The 24479-nt window shown below is 33.1% G+C and carries 24 protein-coding genes; 9 read left to right on the forward strand and 15 right to left on the reverse strand.

Annotation, left to right across the window (positions count from 1 at the left end; translation table 11 throughout):
* Positions 1 to 49: 49 nt before the first annotated feature.
* Complete coding sequence (locus tag ACN0TY_RS01075) at positions 50 to 919, reverse strand: hypothetical protein (protein WP_417443027.1); 870 nt, start codon at positions 917 to 919, stop codon at positions 50 to 52.
* A gap of 287 nt (positions 920 to 1206) precedes the next feature.
* Between ACN0TY_RS01075 and ACN0TY_RS01080 the strand changes: the two genes are divergently transcribed.
* The gene (locus ACN0TY_RS01080) at positions 1207 to 3096 is read left to right on the forward strand and encodes a PQQ-binding-like beta-propeller repeat protein (protein WP_417443028.1); all 1890 of its coding nucleotides are present in this window, start codon (positions 1207 to 1209) and stop codon (positions 3094 to 3096) included.
* Between the two features lie 58 nt (positions 3097 to 3154).
* Here the strand turns inward: ACN0TY_RS01080 and ACN0TY_RS01085 are convergent, their stop codons facing one another.
* Genes ACN0TY_RS01085 through mutY form a run of 5 tightly spaced genes read right to left on the reverse strand, consistent with a single transcriptional unit; the run spans position 3155 to position 8204 of the window.
* Positions 3155 to 4723 (reverse strand): hypothetical protein, encoded by a 1569-nt coding sequence (locus ACN0TY_RS01085; RefSeq protein ID WP_417443029.1) that lies wholly within the window; start codon positions 4721 to 4723, stop codon positions 3155 to 3157.
* Between the two features lie 24 nt (positions 4724 to 4747).
* The gene (gene gldD / locus ACN0TY_RS01090; protein WP_417443030.1) at positions 4748 to 5305 is read right to left on the reverse strand and encodes a gliding motility lipoprotein GldD; all 558 of its coding nucleotides are present in this window, start codon (positions 5303 to 5305) and stop codon (positions 4748 to 4750) included.
* Positions 5302 to 6621 (reverse strand): gliding motility-associated protein GldE, encoded by a 1320-nt coding sequence (locus ACN0TY_RS01095; protein ID WP_236957231.1) that lies wholly within the window; start codon positions 6619 to 6621, stop codon positions 5302 to 5304. The genes gldD and ACN0TY_RS01095 overlap by 4 nt, the downstream gene beginning before the upstream one ends.
* A 25-nt stretch (positions 6622 to 6646) precedes the next feature.
* A complete protein-coding gene (locus ACN0TY_RS01100; RefSeq protein ID WP_417443031.1) occupies positions 6647 to 7108 on the reverse strand; it encodes a single-stranded DNA-binding protein in 462 nt (153 codons plus the stop codon).
* A gap of 58 nt (positions 7109 to 7166) precedes the next feature.
* Positions 7167 to 8204, reverse strand: coding sequence for an A/G-specific adenine glycosylase (gene mutY, locus ACN0TY_RS01105; RefSeq protein WP_417443032.1), 1038 nt, complete (start codon positions 8202 to 8204; stop codon positions 7167 to 7169).
* Between the two features lie 103 nt (positions 8205 to 8307).
* Between mutY and ACN0TY_RS01110 the strand changes: the two genes are divergently transcribed.
* From ACN0TY_RS01110 to ACN0TY_RS01120, 3 genes are all read left to right on the forward strand, one after another.
* Entirely contained in the window at positions 8308 to 8628 is a 321-nt protein-coding gene (locus ACN0TY_RS01110) for an HU family DNA-binding protein (RefSeq protein ID WP_280985323.1), read from the forward strand.
* 354 nt (positions 8629 to 8982) lie between these two features.
* Complete coding sequence (locus tag ACN0TY_RS01115) at positions 8983 to 10536, forward strand: Rne/Rng family ribonuclease (protein ID WP_236957234.1); 1554 nt, start codon at positions 8983 to 8985, stop codon at positions 10534 to 10536.
* Positions 10537 to 10726: 190 nt separating this feature from the next.
* Positions 10727 to 11779: an NAD(P)-dependent alcohol dehydrogenase gene (locus ACN0TY_RS01120; protein WP_417443033.1), complete on the forward strand. Its 1053-nt coding sequence runs from the start codon at positions 10727 to 10729 to the stop codon at positions 11777 to 11779.
* A gap of 56 nt (positions 11780 to 11835) precedes the next feature.
* On the opposite strand, the gene ACN0TY_RS01125 is transcribed toward ACN0TY_RS01120, so the two are convergent.
* The 4 genes from ACN0TY_RS01125 to ACN0TY_RS01140 are packed head-to-tail and all read right to left on the reverse strand — an operon-like array spanning position 11836 to position 15913.
* Positions 11836 to 12903: a dipeptidase gene (locus ACN0TY_RS01125; protein WP_417443034.1), complete on the reverse strand. Its 1068-nt coding sequence runs from the start codon at positions 12901 to 12903 to the stop codon at positions 11836 to 11838.
* 59 nt (positions 12904 to 12962) lie between these two features.
* Positions 12963 to 14066: a D-TA family PLP-dependent enzyme gene (locus tag ACN0TY_RS01130; RefSeq protein WP_417443035.1), complete on the reverse strand. Its 1104-nt coding sequence runs from the start codon at positions 14064 to 14066 to the stop codon at positions 12963 to 12965.
* Positions 14067 to 14072: 6 nt separating this feature from the next.
* Complete coding sequence (locus tag ACN0TY_RS01135; RefSeq protein ID WP_417443036.1) at positions 14073 to 14534, reverse strand: RidA family protein; 462 nt, start codon at positions 14532 to 14534, stop codon at positions 14073 to 14075.
* 56 nt (positions 14535 to 14590) lie between these two features.
* On the reverse strand, positions 14591 to 15913 hold the full coding sequence (locus ACN0TY_RS01140; RefSeq protein WP_417443037.1) for a gluconate:H+ symporter: 1323 nt from the start codon (positions 15911 to 15913) through the stop codon (positions 14591 to 14593).
* 166 nt (positions 15914 to 16079) lie between these two features.
* Between ACN0TY_RS01140 and ACN0TY_RS01145 the strand changes: the two genes are divergently transcribed.
* The 4 genes from ACN0TY_RS01145 to ACN0TY_RS01160 all read left to right on the forward strand — a co-directional run bounded on the left by ACN0TY_RS01145 (position 16080) and on the right by ACN0TY_RS01160 (position 18897).
* Complete coding sequence (locus ACN0TY_RS01145; protein WP_236957240.1) at positions 16080 to 16706, forward strand: hypothetical protein; 627 nt, start codon at positions 16080 to 16082, stop codon at positions 16704 to 16706.
* Positions 16690 to 16977, forward strand: a complete 288-nt coding sequence (locus ACN0TY_RS01150; RefSeq protein WP_236957241.1) for a winged helix-turn-helix domain-containing protein — start codon at positions 16690 to 16692, stop codon at positions 16975 to 16977. Before ACN0TY_RS01145 ends, ACN0TY_RS01150 begins: the two co-directional genes overlap by 17 nt.
* A gap of 52 nt (positions 16978 to 17029) precedes the next feature.
* Positions 17030 to 18391, forward strand: coding sequence for a cell envelope integrity protein CreD (gene creD / locus ACN0TY_RS01155; protein WP_417443038.1), 1362 nt, complete (start codon positions 17030 to 17032; stop codon positions 18389 to 18391).
* An 86-nt stretch (positions 18392 to 18477) separates the two neighbouring features.
* Positions 18478 to 18897 (forward strand): DUF2809 domain-containing protein, encoded by a 420-nt coding sequence (locus ACN0TY_RS01160; protein WP_417443039.1) that lies wholly within the window; start codon positions 18478 to 18480, stop codon positions 18895 to 18897.
* On the opposite strand, the gene ACN0TY_RS01165 is transcribed toward ACN0TY_RS01160, so the two are convergent.
* On the reverse strand, positions 18887 to 19987 hold the full coding sequence (locus ACN0TY_RS01165; RefSeq protein WP_417443040.1) for an acyltransferase family protein: 1101 nt from the start codon (positions 19985 to 19987) through the stop codon (positions 18887 to 18889). The two genes, ACN0TY_RS01160 and ACN0TY_RS01165, sit on opposite strands and share 11 nt — an antisense overlap.
* 131 nt (positions 19988 to 20118) lie before the next feature.
* Here ACN0TY_RS01165 and ACN0TY_RS01170 point away from each other — a divergent pair, with 131 nt between their 5' ends.
* A complete protein-coding gene (locus tag ACN0TY_RS01170; protein ID WP_417443041.1) occupies positions 20119 to 20592 on the forward strand; it encodes a regulatory protein RecX in 474 nt (157 codons plus the stop codon).
* 18 nt (positions 20593 to 20610) lie between these two features.
* Here ACN0TY_RS01170 and ACN0TY_RS01175 read toward each other — a convergent pair whose 3' ends face one another.
* The 4 genes from ACN0TY_RS01175 to ACN0TY_RS01190 all read right to left on the reverse strand — a co-directional run bounded on the left by ACN0TY_RS01175 (position 20611) and on the right by ACN0TY_RS01190 (position 24407).
* Positions 20611 to 20898 (reverse strand): YciI-like protein, encoded by a 288-nt coding sequence (locus tag ACN0TY_RS01175; protein ID WP_417443042.1) that lies wholly within the window; start codon positions 20896 to 20898, stop codon positions 20611 to 20613.
* Between the two features lie 8 nt (positions 20899 to 20906).
* Positions 20907 to 21773, reverse strand: a complete 867-nt coding sequence (locus tag ACN0TY_RS01180) for a cupin-like domain-containing protein (protein WP_417443043.1) — start codon at positions 21771 to 21773, stop codon at positions 20907 to 20909.
* 127 nt (positions 21774 to 21900) lie between these two features.
* A complete protein-coding gene (bioB, locus tag ACN0TY_RS01185; RefSeq protein ID WP_417443044.1) occupies positions 21901 to 23001 on the reverse strand; it encodes a biotin synthase BioB in 1101 nt (366 codons plus the stop codon).
* 248 nt (positions 23002 to 23249) lie between these two features.
* Positions 23250 to 24407: a beta-ketoacyl synthase N-terminal-like domain-containing protein gene (locus ACN0TY_RS01190; RefSeq protein WP_417443691.1), complete on the reverse strand. Its 1158-nt coding sequence runs from the start codon at positions 24405 to 24407 to the stop codon at positions 23250 to 23252.
* Between the last annotated feature and the right edge of the window lie 72 nt (positions 24408 to 24479).

Here is a 24479-nt window from a genome sequence, read left to right on the forward strand (position 1 = left end):
GCCTTTGATGTAATTTTCAAAGGCGCTCTTTTTTCATAAAAAAAATAAATTACTTCTTGTACTTTACACCAAAAGGAGATCTCTTTAGCATATATTTTAACCCTGAATGATACGCTTCTATTCCTCCTAGACCAAATGGGTGTCTTGTTTCTGCATATATATTTTCCCCCTGGTCATTAAATATTTTTAAATCCAATTTCACATCATAAGTAACTGTTGTCGTTGTACTCGAAGAAGAGTAAGAAGTTCCTTTAGATTCTTTTTTATTCCTATCTTTATTGGTATCCTTTTCTTTGTATACCGTTGAGCCGCTTCCATAACTTGTAGTTCCTTCGTTTATGACTTCTGCTCCTCCATATAAAACAAATTCCACACCCAGTAAATTAGCTAATTCTGCTGGCAACTTAGTACTGATATTTGAAGCATCTAAATTATTTTTTGACAATAATGCATTCGTAGTCATTGCATCTTGGACTTTTACTCCGTGTATCGCTTCTTCCCTTAAAACATTTGCACAATCATTTTGCACCTGTACACTAAAAACATCTGGCTGAATAGTATCATCATTAGAAACTATTGCAAATGGAAGAATAGCAATACTATTTTTTGAACTTCCACTATTAGACCTACTTGCTATAGCTTTTACTTGTTGTTTTACCGTAGTAAAAGCTTCTACTCTTCCACTAGAAAATTTAATCTGACTAATTTCCTTCTTTGCTATTTCATACTCTAAATCTTCGCCTTCATATTTAAACTTAATTGTTTCGGTAGAGATACTAGTTACTTTCCCTTTCTTAACATCACCGTTTAACATAGTCACTTCATCATTTTTATCTTGAGCAAAAACACTGCTACAGAAAAAGGTGAAAAGAAATAGTAGAGAGATTAAGCGCTTTATATTTAAATCTAAAACTTTCATAAAGATTATGAATTTAGCTGTTGTCTTATAAAGATAATACTTACAAAAAAGATTTCATAATAAAATAATTAATAAGAAAACACATAGAATAATTATCGTTTCGCATAAAATAAACCAACCCAATAAATAACTTTTAATACAAAATCAAAGCTAAGAGAAATATCTCCTTGATTAAAAATAAAACAACTTACCATTAAACCTTCACTACACATTTCATCCAATTCACATCAAAAAATAAATACCTTCCAATCTTTTCCCTATATTAGGCGTCGAATATAATCTAAACAATGATGAAAAAAACACTACTATTGCTCTGTTGTATATGCTTTATACAATTAATTCATGCCCAACGAGAAGCCACTAAAACACTAGAATTCGAAAACTCAGTAGATGATTTATTAGTTGTTCCTTTTAATGGAATAACTGTGATATCTGATGGTGATAAAGTTTACGGATATGATCTGGAACTAGAAAAAATTATATGGGAAAAAGAAGCTCCAAAACGTTCGGGTATCGATATTGCAGCTAATATTCTTCAAGCAGGACCTGCAGGAATAGATATAACAAAATTTAACGTTATAGAATCTACGCCATTTGTGGAGAAATTTTTTGATGATCGTCTTTTCGTTATTAACAGCTATGACGGAAAAGTACTTTTTTCTGCTGAAGGAAAAGCTAAATACTTCCAAGCTGAATACCTATTTGATGAAAACTCTTTTCTATTAAGAGGTATCAACGAAGATGAACTTATTATTGCAAAGTATAACATTGCAGAGCAAGAGTTTACATGGCAAACAACAGTCTCTACTACTTATGGAGAATTTTTACAAGGCTTAGGAAAACTTGCTGGATTTAATCAATCTTCACTTAGAGATAAGATGAATCATACGGAAGATAAAGTTTTCGCCTTAATAAAGAAACAATTCTTCGTACTTAATAAAGAGGATGGAACGCTTTTATGGAAAGTTGATGAAGGAGATATCGCTGACTTCAAAAGGTCTCTTGATGGCACAAAATTAGTTACTATAAAAGACGTAGGTACTTTCTCTTCCAGAAATGAAATAATGCTTTATGATGGAGATACAGGAAAGGAAATATGGAAAAGACCACTAACTACTAAGAATATTGTTCTTTTTGAAGACTGGCAGGATAAAATGTTACTAGCTCATGAAAAAGGTTTTAATTTTTATGATTATTCAACAGGAGAAAAAGTATGGAAAAAAGATCCTAAAGGAAAAGGTATTAAAAATGTAATTCCAATTGGAACTGATTTCCTTTATGTATATGATGATGAGATGATGCTAATCGATAAGGATGGGCAAAAAATGTGGAAAAAGGATGTTAAAATATCTGATGATGAAGAAGATCCTGTTTACTTTCTTGAAAAAACCAAGAACGGACGTGTATTATACATAACAGCTACCTATGCCAACATGGTAGATTACAAAACTGGAGAAAAAATTTGGAGAAAAAATCTAAAACTAAACGAAAGAAGACCTACAGTTGCAAAATACGACGAAAACTCTGGGAATTTTGTAGTTTATAATGATGAAGAACTATATAAGTTTAATGAAAACAGCACAGAACGTCCAGAACCTTATGCTGAAATGAAGCTTAAGAATGAAAAAGAGATTACCAATATGGATATTTTTGCTAATAATGTTACTATCACTGGACATACTGATATAATTGGTATTGACAACGATGGAAAAACTATATTTCAACATAAATATACACAACCAGGTGAGGTTGGAAGATTCTTTAAAAAAGTAGGAGTTTCTGCAATGTCTTTTGCTGCAAGTGTAGCTACTGCAGAATATTCTCAAACAACTTCTTACAGAGACCCTTCTGGACAAATTGTCACCGATAGAAAAACACAACCTGTTTTTAATGACAAGGTAAATGCATTAGGAGTAATGGGATATATTAGCTCAGCTCTACTATATGATAAAATTAAAAGTAGACATAATGCCCTTACAGAAACGGCTGAATATGCTTTAATTTTTGCTAAAGGAGATAATGGTGAGAAACTTCTTTATAAAGTTGATAAGCAAACTGGAGAGGAGATTGACAAAATTATAATGGATAATTCCAATCCTGTTTATGATGTAGATTATGTAAACGAAGACATTTACTACAGTAGAGGCAAAGAAGTGAAGATATTTAAGTCTAAATAAATTCACTATTATATTATATATAAATCGGAGGCCAAATGGCCTCCGATTTTATTTTTTACTATTCACAGTAAACTACATCTTCAATAAAACTTCGGAGACTTGCTGGATTGTTTTTATAATAGTTCTTATCAATTAACTCATTCACTTTAGAACAAGAGCCTGTAAACTTCTTAAGCTCATTCTTAAAACCCATTAAAAACTTATAAGAACGATTGGAAAACCCGACTTCTTGATCATCAATAAAGAAAACAACTTCATCGTTCTCAAAAATATACAAAGAAAGCGCGTCGGTTTCAAATTCTTTTCTAACTAAATACTTCTCTGGAGATTTTGCTCTCGGGTTATTCTTATAAGAAATAAATTCTTTTTGAACATAAATATTGTTTTCATCAAAAACTAGCTCTTTTAAATCTGAAGCATCAAAGATATTTTGCTTTAAATTACCATTTACATCTGGTAAATAGACTTTCGCCTCCGCTCCTACATTCTCCAAATCATCATAATTCATATTTGCAATTAAAGTATCGTTTTTAGCAGTAACTAAATAAGCAAAACCGCCAGAATCACGAACTTCAACTTCAGAAAACTTCTCATCTATCTGAACTTCCATTCTCCTACTATCTACCATATTTACAGATAGAATTTCCTTTAAATCTAATGCTTTCTCTCTTAAATTCTCTGCATCTCTTTCTCCATACTCCAACGGATAAATCATCTCTGCATACTTTATAGCCTCCTCTGGTAAATCCATATAATATGACAATACTGAAGCATTATAATAACATGCATACATCACTTTGCGTTCTCTTCTTGAATCTCCTTCTACTTGCCCAGCCATCTGCACAAAATCCTCCACAATTGGCTTCAAAGCATTTCTAGTCTGCTCAATAGGCATATCGTGAGTTACGTTCTCCATAGCAGCTATTGTTTTTTCAAAAGCAGCTTTTTGTCGAACTGTTAATGGGTTTTTCTTAGAGTCTAAAATCCATAAATAAGTATTGGTTTTATATGGCTGATAACCAAAAGTAGAATTTATTAATCCCTCTACTCTGTAACTCACTTTTTCTATAAAATTATAAAGTATATTTTCTTTTATATCCTCTTTATTTACCTCATAATGAGCAAAAGCTTCCCTTTTTGAATTAAAAAAATCTGATACATAAGGCTCTACTCTAGCTATGTTATTGCCCATTTCCAAATCAAAAGGGTTCTCAATAGTATACTCAGCAGCAATCTCATATTTAAATCCATAACGATATATACGATAAGACTTTGTTATATTACCGTCATCATCTTTCTCTTCTACAAGTTTATCTTCTACCTTAAAAGATGCAGCATCGATTAAAAAATTCTTTAAATTTAGTTTAACAAAAACTTTAGGAGCAGCTTCATCTCTTACAAATCCTTGAATCTGTAAGTCATTAGAAATAGCTGTTTCTGAAATAAAACTATTAATATCTTCATCTGAAATCACAGAAACATTATAAGTTCTTTCGTTTTCATTTAGAATTGGGTTTGTAGGAAGTTTTACATAAGCAACAGGAAAATATTGTTTGTCAATATCTGCTGCTTGCCCAAAAGACTTCCAAGCAAATAATAAAATTAGGGGCAAAATTAATAATCGCATAGTTATTGGTCGTTTAAATTAAATTTATTTCCAACGGATCGTTTCCATTATCTTTCTAATATCTTTTTCTATATATTGTGCAGCAGGTAACACAGAATCGTAATTAGGTTTGGTATTGAAATATAATGAGCCTGTTAAAAAATGTGAAGTGCTATCTGTAACATAAAATTGAGATGCTGAAGCCGCATTTCCTGTAACTAAATAAAACATCCCATATACTTTATTATCAACATTAATAAAAGGCTGTTCTTGGATGTTATCTGCTTTAGCAACATGCTCGTAGGTTAATTTTTGAGCATCTCTAAGTAACTTATTTAAATCATCATTTACAGGTTTGTAAGTAATGAATATACTAGCATTCATTTTAGGATAATTAACTGTAATTGCACAATTATCGCTCACTGATATTTCTGCTTCTTTATTTTTACTGAAAAAATAAGGACACGTATCCTTGATAGAAGTATAGGAAGCTTCTGGATATTCTAAACGAAGCATTCCCTTGGGTTTTGGAAGTGTTTCATCTCCGCAAGAGTACAACAAAACACTACTTATTAATAAACTGAGAAATATTTTTATTTTCAATTAAGTGTAACTTTTATCTGTTTGATTCGCTTTTTATCTAAAGCCTCAATAACAAATGTAATGTTATCAAAGACTATATTCTCACCTTTTTTAGGAAACCCCTTAGAAATCTCTAGCACAAAACCTGCAATAGTTTCCGACTCCCCTTTATTCTCTTCAAAAAGCGTTTCGTTATCTATATCTATTACTCTATAAAAATCTTTTAAAGCCGTTTTCCCTTCAAAAACATAATTATTCTCATCTAACTTAGAATACACAAGATTCTCATCATCAAATTCATCACTAATATCTCCTACAATCTCTTCTATAATGTCTTCTAAAGTTACCAATCCAGAAGTTCCCCCATATTCATCTACAACAATAGCTAAATGATTTTTCATGTCCTGAAACTCCTTTAATAAATCATCCAGCTTTTTATTCTCAGGAACAAAGTAAGGCTCTCTTTTTAAAGAAGCCCAATCGAAATCCTTTTTATCTAAATATGGAAGCAAGTCTTTTACATACAAAACCCCTGTGAAATTATCCATATTATCCTTATAAACAGGAATTCTAGAATATCCATTCTTTATAATTTCATCTACCACCTCTTGGAACTTCATTTCTTCATTCAATGCGAAAACATCAATTCTAGGCTGCATTACTTGGCGAGTATCTGTATTTCCAAAAGAAACTATTCCTTGTAAAATTTTCTGCTCCTCTACTGTAGTATCTTCTTCAGAAGTCAACTCTAATGCATGTGATAACTGGTCTACAGAAAAATTTGATTTTTGTTTCCCTAATTTTTCCTGTAAGAAAATAGTTATAGATCGCATCGGCATACTAAGCGGATAGAAAAGCGTATCCAAAACGCTTAAAGGATATGCCATAAAAGAGGCAAATTTCACTCGGTTTCTATTAGCATACACTTTTGGGAGAATCTCTCCAAATAGTAATATTAAAAATGTAGCTGCTACAACTTCTACAATAAAACGGATGTCTATTACACCAAGAATAGTTCCTTTTAAAGATCCAAAAAAGAAGGTTCCCAAGGAACTGAAGAGTAAAACAACAGCTATATTTATAAAATTATTTGCTACTAGAATGGTTGCCAATAGCTTCTTTGGCTTGTCGAGAAGTTTAACTATAATCTTTCCAACCGCTGTTTTACTATCTTCTGCCTCATTTACATCCGTTTGAGAAAGTGAGAAGAAAGCTACTTCTGCTCCAGATATAAGAGCAGAACATATGAGTAAAACAACTAAAACAATTAACTTAATAATTGACGTTGTGTCTATAATGAGAAAAAATGAAATTAAACTCGCGGGCTCCGGGTCCAATGCGTTGTGTTTTAGTTAATTTTAATTAAAATGGCAAATCATCCTCTTCGTTTGAAGGTGATGGTTGCTCAACTTGCTGTTTATTCTGTGGAGTTGAACTACTTTGATTACTTCCTGAGGAAGCTTGAGAAGCTCCTCCAGCAGCGTCTCCTTTATTTGTTAAAAATGTGAAATCTGTTACCTGAATTTCCGTTGTGTAACGCATATTTCCATCTTCTCCCTGCCATTGTCTTGTTTTTAAACGACCTTCTACATAAACTTTATCACCTTTACTAAGGTATTTTTCACATACTTCTGCTGCTTTATTTCGAACAACTACATTATGCCATTCTGTATTAGAAACTCGTTCTCCAGTTTGTCTATTTGTGTAGGTTTCATTGGTCGCCAAAGGAAAACGTCCAATACTTCCTCCTCCTTCGAAATAATTCATTTTTACGTCATCTCCAAGGTGACCTATCAGCATTACTTTGTTTAACGTTCCACTCATCTTATTATTTCTTAAAATCTAATTCGTTAATTTATAAATGTATTAAAAATAACTAAATCTAAAAACCAAAATCTTCAACAAAATTAGCAATTAACACAGGAACAGGATAATTCGTGACTTTATTGACAGAAATACCCTCTTCTAATACACTCTGCAAAGTTACAATCCAAAAACGAGTATATATATGCTGATGTGATAATTTATGAACTTTAGAGGTTTCATTAAACAAGCTAACCTCATAAGAGTGACCTTTTGTTATTTTCAAAAAAGCGTCATTAGTTTCCAATTCCTCAATATTTATTTCTGCTGAAGTTTCAATTAAAGGAAATTCATAAAGATTACGCCAAATATCCTTTTTTACTCGCTGCTGAAGTATTGTTTTTTTATCATCAGTAATAACTAAGTAATTAAAGAAACGCTTTTTAAGTTTTCCCTTTTTAAGTTTTACAGGAAGTTCCGACACTCTATCTTCTAAAAAGGCAACACATTTCTGCTGAAGATTACAAATCTCACAATTAGGAGATTGTGGCTTGCATTGTTTTGCTCCAAACTCCATAATCGCTTGATTATAGGTGCCTGGATCTTTAACATCTAAAAGTTCTGCGGCTAAAGATTTAAAATATTTTATTCCTTCGGTGCTATTTATTGGCGTATCAACCCCAAAATATCTTGCCAGAACACGGTTTACATTTCCATCTACCACAGGTTCGGGTTCATTAAAGCAAATTGAAGCTATTGCGCTTGCAGTATAATCTCCAATTCCTTTAAGTTTTTTTAGCTCTTTATAGTTATTTGGAAAGTCACCATTTAAGTCAAATGCGACTTTTTTTGCTGTTTCATGTAGATTTCTAGCTCTAGAATAGTACCCTAAACCCTGCCATAATTTTAAAATTTCTTCTTCTGAAGCATTTGCAAGGTCAAAAACTGAAGGATATTTTTCAACAAATTTCAAATAATAAGGCAAACCTTGCTCAACTCTTGTCTGTTGAAGCATAATTTCTGAAAGCCAGATATAGTATGGATTTTGAGTTGCTCGCCATGGCAAATCCCTTTTATTTTGACCATACCAAGTGATGATCACGCCTTTAAAATTCATACATTTTCGTATCAGATTCAAAAATAATAGCTTTATTCAGTTAAATTTTAATTATTTACACTTTATTTATTGGGTAATTAATTTATATATTTGCATCCCCTAAATTTATAACACTGTAAACAAATATAAAAAAATGACTAAAGCAGACATTGTAGCTAAGATTTCAGAGAAACTTGGCATGGAAAAGGGAGATGTACAGGCAACTGTAGAATCCTTTATGGAAGAGGTGAAAAACTCATTAGAAAGCGGTGATAATGTTTACCTAAGAGGTTTTGGTAGTTTTATCATCAAAACTAGAGCAGAAAAAACAGGAAGAAACATTTCTAAGAACACAACTATCAAGATTCCTGCTCACAATATCCCAGCTTTCAAACCCGCAAAAGTATTTGTAGAGGGTGTTAAAACAAGCGTAGAAGTAAAATAATTATTAATATAAAAAATTTAAGTCGATGCCAAGCGGTAAAAAAAGAAAAAGACATAAGGTAGCTACGCATAAGCGTAAGAAGAGAAGAAGAGCTAACCGTCACAAGAAAAAGTAGTTAGATAACTACTTTTTCTTTTTTAAGTGATTGTATACTCATTATACTAAACGTTCATTGAAAAAGAAATTAAATCTTAGCAAAAGCTAGGGTTAATTTCGTTGGGTTTATTCAAAAAAACCTGTAGTAAAAATTTATCTCACCATTAACTTGGTGAGACAAATTTATTGTTTAATCCATCGGTTTTATAGTTTTTAGTTAATTCTAGAAGCTCTATGACAGATAAAAATTCATTCAGAGTGAATAAAGAATTAATCGTAAGATCTAGTTCCTCTGACGTTGATTTTGCCATATTAAAGGATGGAAAACTTGTTGAATTACACAAGGAAGAAGAAAGCAGTGACTTTTCCGTGGGGGATATTATGCTTGCAAAGGTGCGAAAGCCGGTTACCGGTTTAAATGCTGCTTTTGTAAATGTAGGGTACGAAAAAGATGCATTTTTGCATTACCACGATTTAGGTCCTCAATTGAGCTCCTTGTTGAAATTCATTAAACGTGTAAGCACAGGTAAACTAAAAGATTTCTCTTTAAGAGATTTCCCATTTGAAAAAGATATAGACAAGAATGGCATTATAAACAATGTTTTAAAAGCCAATCAATCTATACTAGTACAAATTGTAAAAGAGCCTATTTCCACTAAAGGACCAAGAATAAGTTCCGAGCTATCTATAGCTGGAAGGTATTTAGTACTGGTTCCTTTTTCTGATCGAGTTTCTGTTTCTCAAAAAATAGAAAGTAAGGAAGAAAAAGATCGTTTAAAAAGGCTTGTACAGAGCATCCGCCCAAAAGGGTTTGGTGTGATTGTACGTACAGTGGCAGAAGGCAAAAAAGTCGCCGAACTAGACAAAGATCTAAACAACCTGTTGACTAAGTGGACAGCGTTGTGCAAAAAAATTTATAAAGCGAACTATCCGTCTAAAGTTTTAAGTGAAATGAATCGTGCAGCCTCTATTTTAAGAGATGTATTTAACGATGACTTTACTGGAATCCATGTAGATGACGAAACGCTTTATTACCAAATTAAAGATTACTTGCATGAAATTGCGCCAGAAAAGGAATCTATTGTAAAATTGTATGATTCTTCTGTTCCTATTTTTGAAAAACATGGAATAGAAAGACAAATTAAAACTTCTTTTGGCCGAACCGTATCCTCAAGCAAAGGAGCTTATTTAGTAATAGAACACACAGAAGCATTACATGTTATTGATGTAAATAGCGGAAACCGTTCTAACAAAGCTAAATCTCAAGAAGACACAGCTCTAGAGGTTAATTTAATTGCAGCTACAGAAGTAGCTAGACAGTTAAGATTAAGAGATATGGGAGGTATTATTGTAGTCGATTTTATAGATATGTCTAATGCAGACAATCGAAGAAAATTATATGACCACCTAAGAGACGAAATGAAAGATGATAGAGCCAAACACAAAATCTTACCTCCAAGTAAGTTTGGCCTCATACAAATTACAAGGCAACGCGTAAGACCAGAAATGAATATTAAAACCCGTGAGGAAAATCCTAACGGAAATGGTGGAGAAATTGAAGCTCCTATCGTTTTAATAAATAAAATAAATTTCGATCTAGAACGCATCATTCAAAGTAATAATGGAAATAATGGAATTGTATTAAATATACATCCCTTTATTGCCGCATATTTAACAAAAGGATTTCCATCCGCACGTTCTAAATGGTTTTTAGAACATAAAAAATGGGTTAAAATTTTACCAAGAGATGCTTACACATATCTAGAATACCGTTTTAAAGATAAAGACGGAAAAATTTTAAAGTTAAATTAACTTATTAAAACCACGCCAAGGCGTGGTTTTTTTGTTTACAATAAATTCTCTTAACAACTCAAAAAACATCTTCTTAAAAACATTTCCTATATTATTATTTTAACATTCATGTAGCAGAACTTAACATGGGTTAATTATATTCTCATCAATATTAAATAAATTGCATAAACTAACATAAAATCAAATTGTTATGAGTCAAGTTAAAGCATATGCTGCACTTACAAATGATGCAGATTTAGTTCCACATAAAATAGAACGTAGAAATATAAAAGATACAGATGTAAAAATTGAAATCGATTTCTGTGGCGTTTGTCATAGTGATATTCATCAAGTAAGAAACGATTGGAAGAACTCAAAATACCCAGTTGTTCCTGGACATGAGATTATAGGTAGAGTAACAGAAGTCGGATCTAAAGCAAACAACTTTAAAGTTGGTGATTTAGTAGGTGTAGGCTGCATGGTAGATTCTTGTAGAGAATGTGATTCCTGCAAAGAAAACCTAGAGCAATATTGCGAAAATGGAGCTACATTTACATACAATGGAGTCGATAAAGATTTAGGAGGCCATACCTTTGGAGGTTATTCTGAACAAATTATAGTAGATAAAGATTTTGTACTTAAAGTTCCTGAAAATTTAGACACAAAAGCTGTAGCTCCCCTGCTTTGTGCCGGTATTACAACATGGTCTCCTTTAAGAGAATGGAATGTCAAAAAAGGAGATAAAGTAGGTGTTGTTGGTTTAGGCGGATTAGGACACATGGGAATAAAGTTTGCACACGCTCTAGGCGCCAAAGTTATTATGATTACAACGTCTCCATCTAAAGCAGAAGATGCCAAATCTCTAGGAGCAGATGACGTCCTAATTTCTAAAGATACAGAAGAGATGAAATCTCACGCTAATAGCTTTGACTTCATTCTAAATACTATCCCTGTAGGACATGATATAAATCCATATTTAGGACTTTTAAAACGAGATGGAACAATGGTGTTGGTTGGAGCTATTGAACCAATAGACCCTGTTCACGGTGGCGCTTTGGTTACCGGAAGAAAACGTGTAGCTGGATCTCTAATTGGAGGTATTAAAGAAACCCAAGAGATGTTGGATTTCTGTGGAGAGCATAATATTGTTTCTGATGTAGAAATGATCGACATCCAAAATATCAATAAAGCTTTTGACCGTGTTGTAAAATCAGATGTGAAATACCGCTTTGTAATTGATATGAAATCTTTAAAAGAAGCTTAAGCTTCATAGACATTCAAACTACCAAAAGCCTTGCTAAAAAAGTAAGGCTTTTGTTTTTAGCTCCAAACGTTTCTAATAAACCTTAAAAAATTACCATTCATAATTCCTTCAATGTCTTTTTCTGAATATCCTCTAGCTTCTAACATTTTTGGTATTTTTTGAAGATCTGCAATAGTATCTAAATCGTGTGGTGATTGTTCTAAACCAAAACCTCCATCAAGATCAGAGCCAATTCCAACCTGAGTTGCATTTCCTGCTAGCTGACAAATATGATCAATATTATCTATAATTTGCTTTAAAGAAGCATCCATACTTTTAGGAGTAGATTTACCACGCACCCAATTCGGAACCATCATCCAAGTATCCATTACCACTCCAATTACAGCGTTTCTTCCTAACAATTCCTTGATTTGTTCATCCGAAAACTGTCGGTTATGGTCTACCAAAGCTCTACAGTTATTATGACTCGCCCAAACAGATCCGTTATAAACTTCCATAGCCTCCCAAAAACTTTGATCGCATAAATGCGTAGCATCTAAAATAAGGTTTAATTTTTCTATTTCTCTAAGCAATTCCTTTCCATTCTCTCCAATTCCTCCAACAGAATCTGTACCAAATGCATAAGTTCCTGGTCCATAATGAGCCGGACCAATAGCTCGCAATCCATAAGCATGAGCCTTATGTAAATGTTCCATAGAAGCTATGGAATCTGCTCCTTCTAGACTTAAAATATAACCAATTGTCTTTTTATAATCATCTGTAGTATTCCAATATTCCAAATGAGCATCCAACCCATTAATTTCTGTAATCTGCTTCATTTCCCCCAAAGCTTCCATTTCCTTATACCACGCTAATTGTGCTTGCGTATGCGCCCATGCCTGTTGTGGAGAATTCCATCCCGGTAAAGGATTTTCCTTTTTTACATAACGCGCAATTTGCGTGGCTACACACAACCCTACATTTCCTTTTCTCATAGCATCCAAAGAAACCGTATTTTGACCTCTCCCCGGTAAGTCTGTCATCCCTTTTTCGTAATCACGAATTTCTTCGACAGACCATCTTAAATCTCGGTTCCAATCTATAGAATTCATAGAAAGATCTAGGTGTGCATCAAGTATAAACATATTTTTATTTTGAATATTGAATTATAAATATTGCCCTTAAAAAGGCTTTTAAAAAATGGTTAGATAGTTATTTTCTGATTCCTCGCTACAACTTCCCAGGTTTTAGCAGCAACATTATTTTCGACCACTTGAAGCTCTTGATATTTAGCAACTGTAGGGCAAATATGCATCGGAAGTGCATAAAAAACATCTCCCACTTTATAAGCATCCGAATTATTGGTGTGAACTACAAAATGCTCTTCACTCTGACCAACCTGCTCAAAATCGTCAGTGTTTAAAAACTTTACTCTTGGAAAATTCATCTCTGAAGCCAAAGATTTGTGCCCTAAATCTAAACAAAGAACTCCATCAGAAGGCTTACTTATTATACGAGTAACTAAAACTGCTGCGTGAAGCATTTCCATATCTGGAAATAAATCTCCGTAACCAGCATCCCAAAGCAATGTCGTTCCGGGACTTAAATCAACTTCTTCTCTTAATGCATGCACAGGAAATGTTGGCGATCCGCCAGCAATAATATTCTTCACATGCAAACCTTCCCCTTCTAACTTTTCTTTCAACAATAAAACTTTTTCAAAAGCCACGTCACAAGTATCCTTTCTAACTTGAAATTCAGAATCCCTGATATGTCCATCATACACATGAAATCCTTCAGTAATAATATTATCAGCTTCAAGAAGCAATTTAAAGAGCTTACATGCGTTTTCATCTGGCTTTACTCCTGTTCTATTCATCCCTACATTTACATCCAACCAGAGAGAAACTTTTATACCTTTTTCAATTGCGATTTTATTTATTTTCTGAATAATAACATCATCATCTACAATCGTTGAAAACTGTGAATTCGGATACTTTTCCTTCAGTTGAAAAAACCGATTTATATTTTCAGCAACAGGTTGCATTGCTAAAAGCACTTCCTTAGCATTACATTTTGCTAATAATTCTGCTTCAGCAATAGTGGCACATTTAAATTTATTAATCCCAACTTGCTGCTGAAGCTTAATAATTTCTGCTGTTTTATGAGTTTTTATATGAGGTCGTAATCGATTAACATCACCAGAAATATCAATCATTCGTTGAATGTTCAATTTAATTCGCTCTGGATACACTAATAAAGCTGGTGTTGCAATATTATCAATATTAGAAATTTCGTACCAATTCATAATTTTCTATTTATGAAGTTCGAACATTGCTTCTATTTCTGCAGGAATATTATCTGGGAGCATCATTCCTACAGCACTTCTTACACCAATTCCGTGCTCTGTACCAAAGATTTCTGCCATTAACTCACTAAATCCATTAATCACCAAAGGGTGTTTTCTAAACTCAGGTGTACAATTTACCATTCCTAATACTTTTACAACGCGTTTTATACGATCAATATCACCAAAATGCGTTTGAATTGTAGAGAGCATTGTAAGCGCAACTTGTCTAGCAGCGGCATAACCATCTTCTAAATCAATATCATCTCCCACTCTTCCAAACATCAAACTCCCATCGGTATTTACTGGGCCTTGTCCCGAAACATATAAAAAGTTATCTACCACTAAAATCGGTCGATATACACCCGCTGGTTTTGGTGCTGGAGGAAGTATTAATCCTAATTCTTTTATCTTTTCTGAAGGTTTCATTTATGTTATTTTATAACATCACACAGACTATTTATGCGACTAATTATACATTTCATTTAAACAAACATATTCAATACTAAAACACCAATTAATCCCATTACTCCAACGGTAGTTTCCATGACCGTCCATGAGGAAAGTGTCTCTTTTACTGAAAGATTAAAATATTCTTTAAATAGCCAAAAACCGCTATCATTTACATGAGAAAGCATTAAACTCCCTGAGCCTATTGCTAGCACCATTAATTCTGCATTTACACCATCTGCTTGTGCTAAGGTAGATACAATTCCTGCAGTTGTTAAACCAGCCACAGTAGCAGAACCTACACAAACGCGAATCACAGTAGCAATAAGCCACGCTAACAATAAAGGTGATAAACTTGAATCTTTTATTAGGTCGGCTATATAATCGCTTACACCACTATCTACAAGAATTTGCTTTAACGCACCCGCACCTGCAATAATTAAAAGCACCATTGTAATACTAGAAATTGAAGCCGTTAGCGAATCCATTACCTCTGGCATTTTCTTCCCTCTAGCAAGTCCCAACGTATAAATTGCAGTTAACACAGCAATTAACATCGCAATAACAGGGTTTCCTAAAAAAGCTAAAATCTTAGAAATAAGAAGATCTTCATCCAAAAAATGATTCGCAATTGTAGAAGTCCCTATTAAAATAACAGGTAATAAGGCTGTAAGAATACTCACACTCATACTCGGCATTTGATCTTCCTTTAAAATCACAGGATTATAAAATTCTTTAAGCGGAGTAGCATTTATATTTCTTATAAGTTTTGTCCTAGAAAGTAGTGGTCCAGCCACAATAATTGCAGGAATAGCGATAATAATTCCATACAATAAAGTCTTACCTATATCTGCATTAAACTGATTAGCTATCGCAGTTGGCGCAGGATGTGGCGGTAAATAACCATGTGTTACAGATAAGGACGCCAACATTGGCAACCCAACATAAAGCAAAGGCACTCCTGTAGAAACAGCAACTGTAAAAACTAATGGAATCAAAATCACAAAACCAACAGAATAAAACATCGGGATTCCAACAATAAAACCTGTTAGCATTACAGCCCACTGGATATTTTTACGACCAAATTTATCAACTAGCTTCGCTGTTATTTGTTGTGCTGCGCCACTATCGGCAACTAGTTTTCCAAGCATTGCGCCAAGGCCTAGAATAAGCACTAAAAACCCTAGCGTATTACCAATTCCATTCTGTATGGAATCTACTACAGTTAAAAGATCCATTCCTCCTGCGATTCCTACAAATAAGGAAACGATTATAAAAGAAAGAAAAGCATTGAGTTTAAATTTGACAATCAGTAAAAGGAGTAGCAGTATTCCTAATAGAACAATTAATAATGGCATTGGTTGGCGGTAATTTAGTGGTTGTTAATCGGTTCAAAAAAATTAAACCTTCCGAAGATAATAAAAATATTAAAGCCTCCACTTTAAGTTTTAAAAATCATTTTTTATCATTTGTCTTTGAAAATAGAAAATTTTATATTTACTTTGTTTTTCAAAGTACTTTAAAATGAATAAAAAAGATTACTTAAAAGATATCACCGAAATTAAAGACATGATGAATCGCTCTTCACGATTTATCTCTCTGAGCGGTTTATCAGGAATATTTGCTGGACTTTATGCTATCATCGGCGCGTTTATTGGTTATTACTTCCTATTCCCTGCTCCTGGTGAAAAACTATATGTATATAGCAAAAATTTTAACTGGTTAATCATTTTACTTGCAGCTATTGCTATTTTAAGCTTTGTAACAGCCTTATTATTAACCACTAGAAAAGCTAAAAAGAATGACGAAAAAATTTGGGATCCAACGACCCGAAGATTGCTAATTAATTTTCTAATCCCATTAGTAACTGGGGGTATTTATATTTTAATTAAGCTAAATAGTCAGCATTACGGATTAACGGCATCACTCATGCTTATTTTTTACGGCCTCGCTTTGGTTAATGCTTCAAAGTATACGGTTGGAAATATAAAATACTTAGGTTATGCAGAAATTATAGCAGGATTACTTTGCGCTGCTTTACCAGGATATGGATTATGGTTTTGGATTATAGGCTTTGGATTTTTTCACATTATCTACGGAAGTATTATGTTTGTTGAGGAAAAAAAGAATCGCATTGGGAATAATAGATAATATAAATAAGCTTTTTGATCATCGTGTGCGACTAGGTATTATGTCTATCTTAGTTGTGAACGATAATGCCGATTTTAACCGATTAAAAGAGCTTTTAGGTGTTACCGATGGAAATTTAGCTAGCCATCTTAAAGCGCTTGAAAAAGCTGAGTATATTTCCGTAGAAAAAACTTTTGTAGGTAGAAAACCCCATACTAATTATAATGCTACTAAAATTGGGAAACTTGAATTTAAAAAACACATCGAAGCGCTCGAGAAATTAATCAATTAATATTTTTTTAATCATTTACTTTGAAATTCAAAGTACTTTAATAAATACAAAAATGGAACAAAAAAGAAATAGAATAACAACATGGTTACGAGAATCAATAACAGCTAGAATGGGAGTTGTAGGCTTTTTATTATTGATATTACTAATCCCTTTATCTTTTGTGCAAAATCTCATCGAAGAACGAGGTTACAGACAAGAAAATGTGGTACGAGAAATTAATAGCAAATGGGGAGATGAAGTATTATTATCTGGAGCAATTTTAAAAGTACCTTATAAAAAAATCTCTAAGGTTACCTTCTTCAATGAAAAAACAAATCAGAACGAGCAACAAATAAATGAGCGCATAACATATGCTTATTTCTTTCCAGACGATTTGAATATAAACTCTAAAGTAACAACAAAACCTCTCAATCGGAGTATTTATAAATCTGTGGTTTATACTACTGATATTAATGTAGATGGAAGTTTTCCTAAGATCGATTTTTCAAAAGAAAGTATTTCAGAAGAAAACATTCTTTGGGACAAAATAACATTACTTATTCAAACTTCAAACCTAAAAGGAATAAGGAATTCAGCAGTTATAAAATTAGAAAATGATGAACTTGCTATGACCCCTATTTACAAACCCAATACTCAAAATACACTTCAGCTAAATAGTATTGAAAGTGAACCTCTAAAAAATGCAAAAGCTATTATTGAAAAGGATACAAATTTCAAGTTTAATCTAACTGTTAATGGGAGTCAGTCTTTAAAATTTATTCCAATTGGCAAGAATACTAACGCTAAAATGGAATCTAACTGGGCTTCACCGAGTTTTGACGGCATGTTCTTACCAGAAGATGGATCGAGAGAAATATCTGAAAATGGGTTTAAAGCTTCTTGGAAAGTTCTTCAAATAAACAGACAATTTGAACAGGAATTTTACGGAAACTTGCCTGATCTGAGAGAATTTGCATTCGGAACAAATTTGATTATTCCTGTTAGCGAATATGCTAAAAGTGAACGTGCTTCAAAATATGGAATCTTAGTAATAGGACTAACATTATTGGTGTTTCTACTAATACAATTGGTTAGCAAAATATACATTCATCCGTTTCAATATGTCATGATAGGTTTAGCATTAATAATGTTTTATACATTATTAATTTCCATTTCAGAACATAGTAGTTTCCTTAAAGCATATATAATTGCGGCGGCTTCAGTTTTAGCACTTATTACGCTCTATTCTAAAACAATACTGAACGGATATAAATTTGCCTTAATGATTGGAGGCTCGCTTTTGTGCCTTTATGGATTTATCTATGTAATTATACAATTAGAAGACTATGCATTACTCGTAGGTAGTATCGGGTTGTTTTTAATTCTAGCTTTCGTAATGTTCTTTTCAAAAAAAATTGACTGGAATAACAGCTAAAAATAATCAATAGCATCTAGCGAAATTACTCCGCTAGATGCTATAACTTTTTAAATGGATAATTTTAAATAGCACACTTGGCAACCATGAAGATTTTTAAATTCAATTCAAAACATCTTCTTATATTTCTCTTACTATTTCAGATTGAGGTATGCATTGCTTTATACATTCAGCAAGAATTCATTAGAGGTTTTCTAGGCGATGTACTTGTAATCCCACTCCTATATTCTTTTTTTAAAATGTTTATAAACACCAAAAACAATGAACCTGAAGTAAGTCTAGAACCATCAGAAAAATATAATAAAACCAATTATAAAATAGCTGCCATTGTATTATTAATAGCCTTTTTGGTAGAATTTCTTCAGCTTATAAAAATCATAGATTTACTAGAAATCCAAAATAAAATTGCAAGAATTATAATTGGTTCTACTTTCGATATCCTTGATCTCATTGCCTATTTAATAGGTTATATAATCATCTTAATAGCTATAAGGTTTAAACTTTAATATAAATCTTCTTTTTATCCATAAAATAGGCGATTCCCCAAAGTATCATTGCAAAAACTAATGCAAACACTAGAGACCCAAAACGATTCCCCATCCAAGACATAAATAGATTTTGTGCAATCCACCCATAAGCAGAAGTACCATCTATAGAAAAAGTAAGAAGCAATGTTGCAAATACTCCTGAAAGGATGTAAATAAAGAGTGGATTTTTACCTAAAACCTCAAAGAAAGATGTCCAACTTCTTTTATTCAAAATTTCAATAATGTACACTAAAACAGCTATCACCATTAAGTCAATTCCAACCGTTAATAAAACATAAGAGCTGGTCCATAGTTTTTTATTTATAGGTAATAATAAATCCCATCCCAATGCTATAAATATTAATAATGCACCAACCATCATTAACTTTGCAATGGTTTCAAAATTCTTACCATTTTTTTGAAGAAAAGCACCAGCAAAATAACCTGCAATTACATTCACAATAGCTGGTAATGTACTTAAAACACCTTCTGGATCAAATGGAAAACCTTCTCCTTTATACATATGAGAAGGACCAATAAGCCATAAATCTGCCTTTATAGCTGCATTCCCTTCCATAGTAAGATCACCAAACAAAAGCAAAATTACATGGTATCCCACCAAGGCTATAATACTAAATATAAATGCTCCTTTTGCCTTCCAATAATGTAGAATCAAAGCAGCAAAACAATAACATAAAGCAATCCGTTGGAGAACACCAAAGATTCTAGTTTCAGAAATTGGTTTTAACTCGCCATCTTTAAAAAATGGGAACCAATACAGTAAAAAACCTATTAAAAATATAAGAAGCGTTCGTTTAAAAACTTTCTTTAAAAAAGCAGAATCTCCAATCTCTTCAAACTTTTTCAAACTAAAACTCATAGCATTTCCTACTACAAATAAAAAGGTTGGAAAAACTAAATCTGTCAGTGTAAATCCATTCCAGTGTGCATGGTGTAATGGCTTGTAGATATAACTCCAAGAACCTGGAGTATTAACTATTATCATTAAAAAAAGAGTGAGTCCTCTAAATACATCTAACGATAAATAGCGTTCTTTAATTTGTTTCAAAATTGGTTGGTTTAAGAATAGGGTACTAAAGGTAAAATATTTTTTTAACTATAAAACATTAGTTTTCAAGATGATTTCTACAATTCATAATTACACACATTTAAGTTTATGTTTTTTCGTTACTTTACACCATGGATAACGCTAAATCATATACCGTAGAAGAAGCCATGCGAAAGCTAGAGAGCTACTGTGCTTACCAAGAGCGTTGCCATTATGAGGTAAATCAAAAATTGCGACAAATGAATATGATTCCTATTGCGATAGATACAATTATATCTCATCTTATTGAACATAACTTTTTAAATGAAGAGCGCTTTGCTAAAAGTTTTACAAGAGGAAAATTCAAAATAAAAAAATGGGGTAAAAATAGAATCCTACGAGAATTAAAATACCGTCAAATTTCGAGGTTTAATATTCAAACTGCCTTGAAGGAGATTTCTGATGATGAATATTACGAAACTTTCAATGCCCTTGCAGAAAAAAAAGCTGCACAGGTAACAGAGAAAAATCCTTTTAAGAAAAAGAAAAAAATTGCTGATTACCTCTTATATCGCGGTTGGGAATCACATTTAGTTTACGAAAAGGTCAATGAATTGATTTCTTAGATTCGGCTATTAAAACAATTAACCCTCCATACTATTTACAACCACATTCCATTTTCTAACTGTCCATTCTTCAATCAGTCCATTTTTCACATACGGATCGTTTTCGGCAAAGTTTCTGGCTACCTCATCACTTTCAGACTTAAAAACTAATAATGCCTCATCTGCGGGATTATCCATAGCTCCAGCCAATACTAATTGTCCGTTTTCAGCATATTCTTTGGCCAATAACAAATGTTCAGCCCTATATTTTGGACGCTCTTCTAGGTAGTTTTTTACGGTCCTGTAAGAAAGTATATAATAATTCATATTAAAAGTTAAGAATCTATTCCCAATTCTTGGTGTGTTTTGGTTATCGCACGCTCATTCTTTTCATCAATCCAATCCTGACCTTTAATCTTACGCATCATATTATCGTAATTACGCATTACAAAAACGTTATACGTTGCTTTAAAAAGATTAGATGCCTTTTTAGGAAGTGAGCGTAAACTCATAGAAAAACCAGGAGTTTCATATTTCATATAATGCCAATATCCTTCAGGCATATATAACATTTCTCCATGATTTAAATGTGTAATATAACCTTCAGCCGACTTCAACGCTGGCCATTTTTCGTAATCTGGATTATCAAAATCTATATCCTCACGAGAAATTAAAGAGTGAGGTACTTTATACATATATTTAGTTTGATCTGGCGGAAATATCATACATTGCTTCTTTCCGTGGAAATGGAAATGTAGAATATTAGAATAGTCAATATCAAAATGCATAAACACCTTACTATTTTCACCACCAAAGAATAACATTGGGAGTTGCTTCACTAATTTTATACCAATGTCTGGCCACTTAAAATCTTTCTGTAAAGCTGGTACTTCCTTCATAAGGTTATAAAGAAAAATACGATAATTTGTAGGTTTAGATTCCAGCAACTTTATATACTCACTCATCTTCATTTTTGCATGAGGCTCATTAAAACCATCTTCATGCGTAACGGGACGATCATCATATAAAGGAACAGTTTTATCTCCCGCTACTTCATCTATGTAATTAAGATGCCACTTTTTATATGCAGGCCAATCTTCTGTTAATTGCTCAATTACTACAGGCTTTTGTGGCTTTACATAATTTTTTATAAAGTCGTCCTTTGTGATCGTTTTTAAACGAGGAATTTCTTTTAAGTGCATAAAAATAACTTGAAATAAACTGTATAAAAGTACGAATTGTTTGTAATTATAGCATAAAAAATACCATATTTACAAACAATTCGTATAATTTACATCATTACGATGCTCTCCTTCAATATCTTAAAAACTATACGGTCTTAGCTTTTTTTGCTAGTTCCTTTGCAGATTCATTTTTCTCAATGGTATGCCCAGGACGTGACCACTTTGGCTTTTCTCCTAAAGGCTTAAATTTTGACTTTTCTGCATCTACAGAATCTGGTTGTGCCTTTTTCACAAAAGGCTTTTGTGGATTTAAACCTAACATTTTAAACATTTCCATATCCTCATTTACATCAGGATTTGGTGTAGTTAGTAATTTATCTCCAGCAAAAATAGAATTCGCACCAGCAAAGAAGCACATTGCTTGTCCCTCTCTACTCATTTGCGTTCTTCCAGCAGATAAACGTACCTGTGTTTGTGGCATTATAATTCGAGTTGTTGCCACCATTCTAATCATATCCCAAATTTCTACAGGCTTCTCCTCTTCCATTGGAGTACCTTCTACAGCTACCAATGCATTTATTGGAACTGATTCTGGTTGCGGACTCAAAGTAGAAAGTGCAACTAACATCCCTGCACGGTCTTCTAATTTCTCTCCCATTCCAATAATTCCACCGCTACAAACTGTAACATTCGTTTTTCTAACGTTGTCTATAGTTTGCAATCTATCTTCATAACCTCTCGTAGAAATCACCTCTTTATAATACTCCTCAGAAGTATCTAAATTATGATTGTAAGCGTAAAGCCCTGCTTCTGCCAAACGTTGTGCTTGGTTTTCGGTAATCATTCCTAGCGTACAACAAACCTCCATTTCAAGTTTATTAATGGTACGAACCATTTCTAAAACTTGATCAAATTCTGGTCCATCTTTTACATTTCTCCACGCTGCTCCCATACAAACGCGTGAACTTCCAGACGCTTTTGCTCGTAAAGCTTGTGCTTTTACATGCGGTACCGTCATCAAATCGTTCCCCTCAATATCTGTATGGTAACGGGCTGCTTGCGGGCAATACCCACAATCTTCTGGGCAACCTCCCGTTTTTATAGACAACAAAGTAGACACCTGTACCATATTTGGATCATGGTGTTCTCTATGCACAGTTGCTGCCTCATACAACAACTCCATTAATGGCTTGTTGTAAATCTCTAAAATCTCTTCTTTTGTCCAGTTATGTCTTATCTCAGTCATAAAAAATATATTTGGGGCTTCTCCAGACATGCTATGTCTAGAGCCGGGCTTTCGTTACTCGCTTCCCAATAATAAAAATTGGGAGAGCTCAAACATACCTCTCAATCCCTAAGCCAACAATCATTTATAATTCAAAAATAGTAATTACAATTGGGTTTCGCCGTGTTCAAAACCCATTTTTATGTAACAATAGGCAATACTTTTTTTGCTATTTATTATCAGTATCTCAAAAAAACCGACTTTACAAACTAATTTGACAATAATACACTTACTGCATTACCTCCAAATCCAACGGCATTTATCAGTACTTTATTAATTTGTTTTGGTTTAATCTTATGTTCAATATAAGGAACTTCTATAAACTTTTGATGTTGCATCATTAAAACACCTAATTCTAAACTCAATAAACCTGAAGCTCCAAACGTATGTCCAATCTTCCATTTATTAGTGGTTAGTGCAGGCTTGTGCTCACCAAAAACCTTTTCTATAGCTTTTAATTCTGTACTATCACCTTTTATAGTTCCGGGAGCATGCATTACAATAACATCAACATCTTCTAACTTAGTATCTTTCAACGCCATTTTCATTGACTTCTGAAAACACACAGCATCTTCAGAAATAGAAATATTATGTTTTAAAACTTCCGTAGCATATCCAACACCATCAACATACGCCAACACCTCTTTTTCTGGTGATGTTTCCATACAAATAACAGCAGCTCCTTCTCCTAAAACCATTGCATTTCTTTTCTTCTCTAAATCTAATGCTCTACAAGGATACGCAGCCTCTTTGTCTTCGGCGTAGATTTTTAATGCCTTCATTTGAGCAATCGTAAAAGGAGTTAAACTAGCTTCACTTCCTCCTATTAAAAACTTATTACTCATTCCACTTTTTATCCATGCCACACCATTTACTAAGGCATGCAATGCTGTAGAACAGGTTATAGAGTGTGAAAGTTCTGGTCCTTCCGACTGTAAATCGTGTGCCAACCAAGAAGAAATATTCCCCAAAGTTGTGGTAGGAGAAGCCAAAGTACTAGAACGTCCCTCTTTTAAAAATTCTTCATGGTATTTTTCGAATAAAGAAGTAGCGCCACGAGAAGAACCAATATTGATTCCGAAATCGTCACCTGCTTTCCATCCCGCCTGCTTTACCGCCGCTCGAGAAGCTAACATTGCGTATAAAACAGAGTTATCTAAACTTTTATATTTTATATCTGAAGCCCTTAAAGCTTCTATCTTTTCGATACTTGCCTCCGGCAAAGCTGCAACTAATGCAGTATCTGAATCGAAATTCTTATTGTTTAAAAAGTGTTTATCCTTTAAATAATTACTCCATATTTCTTCTGAAGTATCCCCCAAAGCAGAAATCGAAGAAAGTGCTGTAATAGCAATTTTAGTATCCATTGGTAATTCATCTACATTTTTCGATTGCAAAGCTAGTGTTTAATAGTGAAAAGTTAATGGGAAACACCATTT

Source organism: Joostella sp., from assembly GCF_048266025.1.
In the GTDB taxonomy this organism is placed as follows: Bacteria; Bacteroidota; Bacteroidia; order Flavobacteriales; family Flavobacteriaceae; genus Galbibacter; species Galbibacter atrarenae.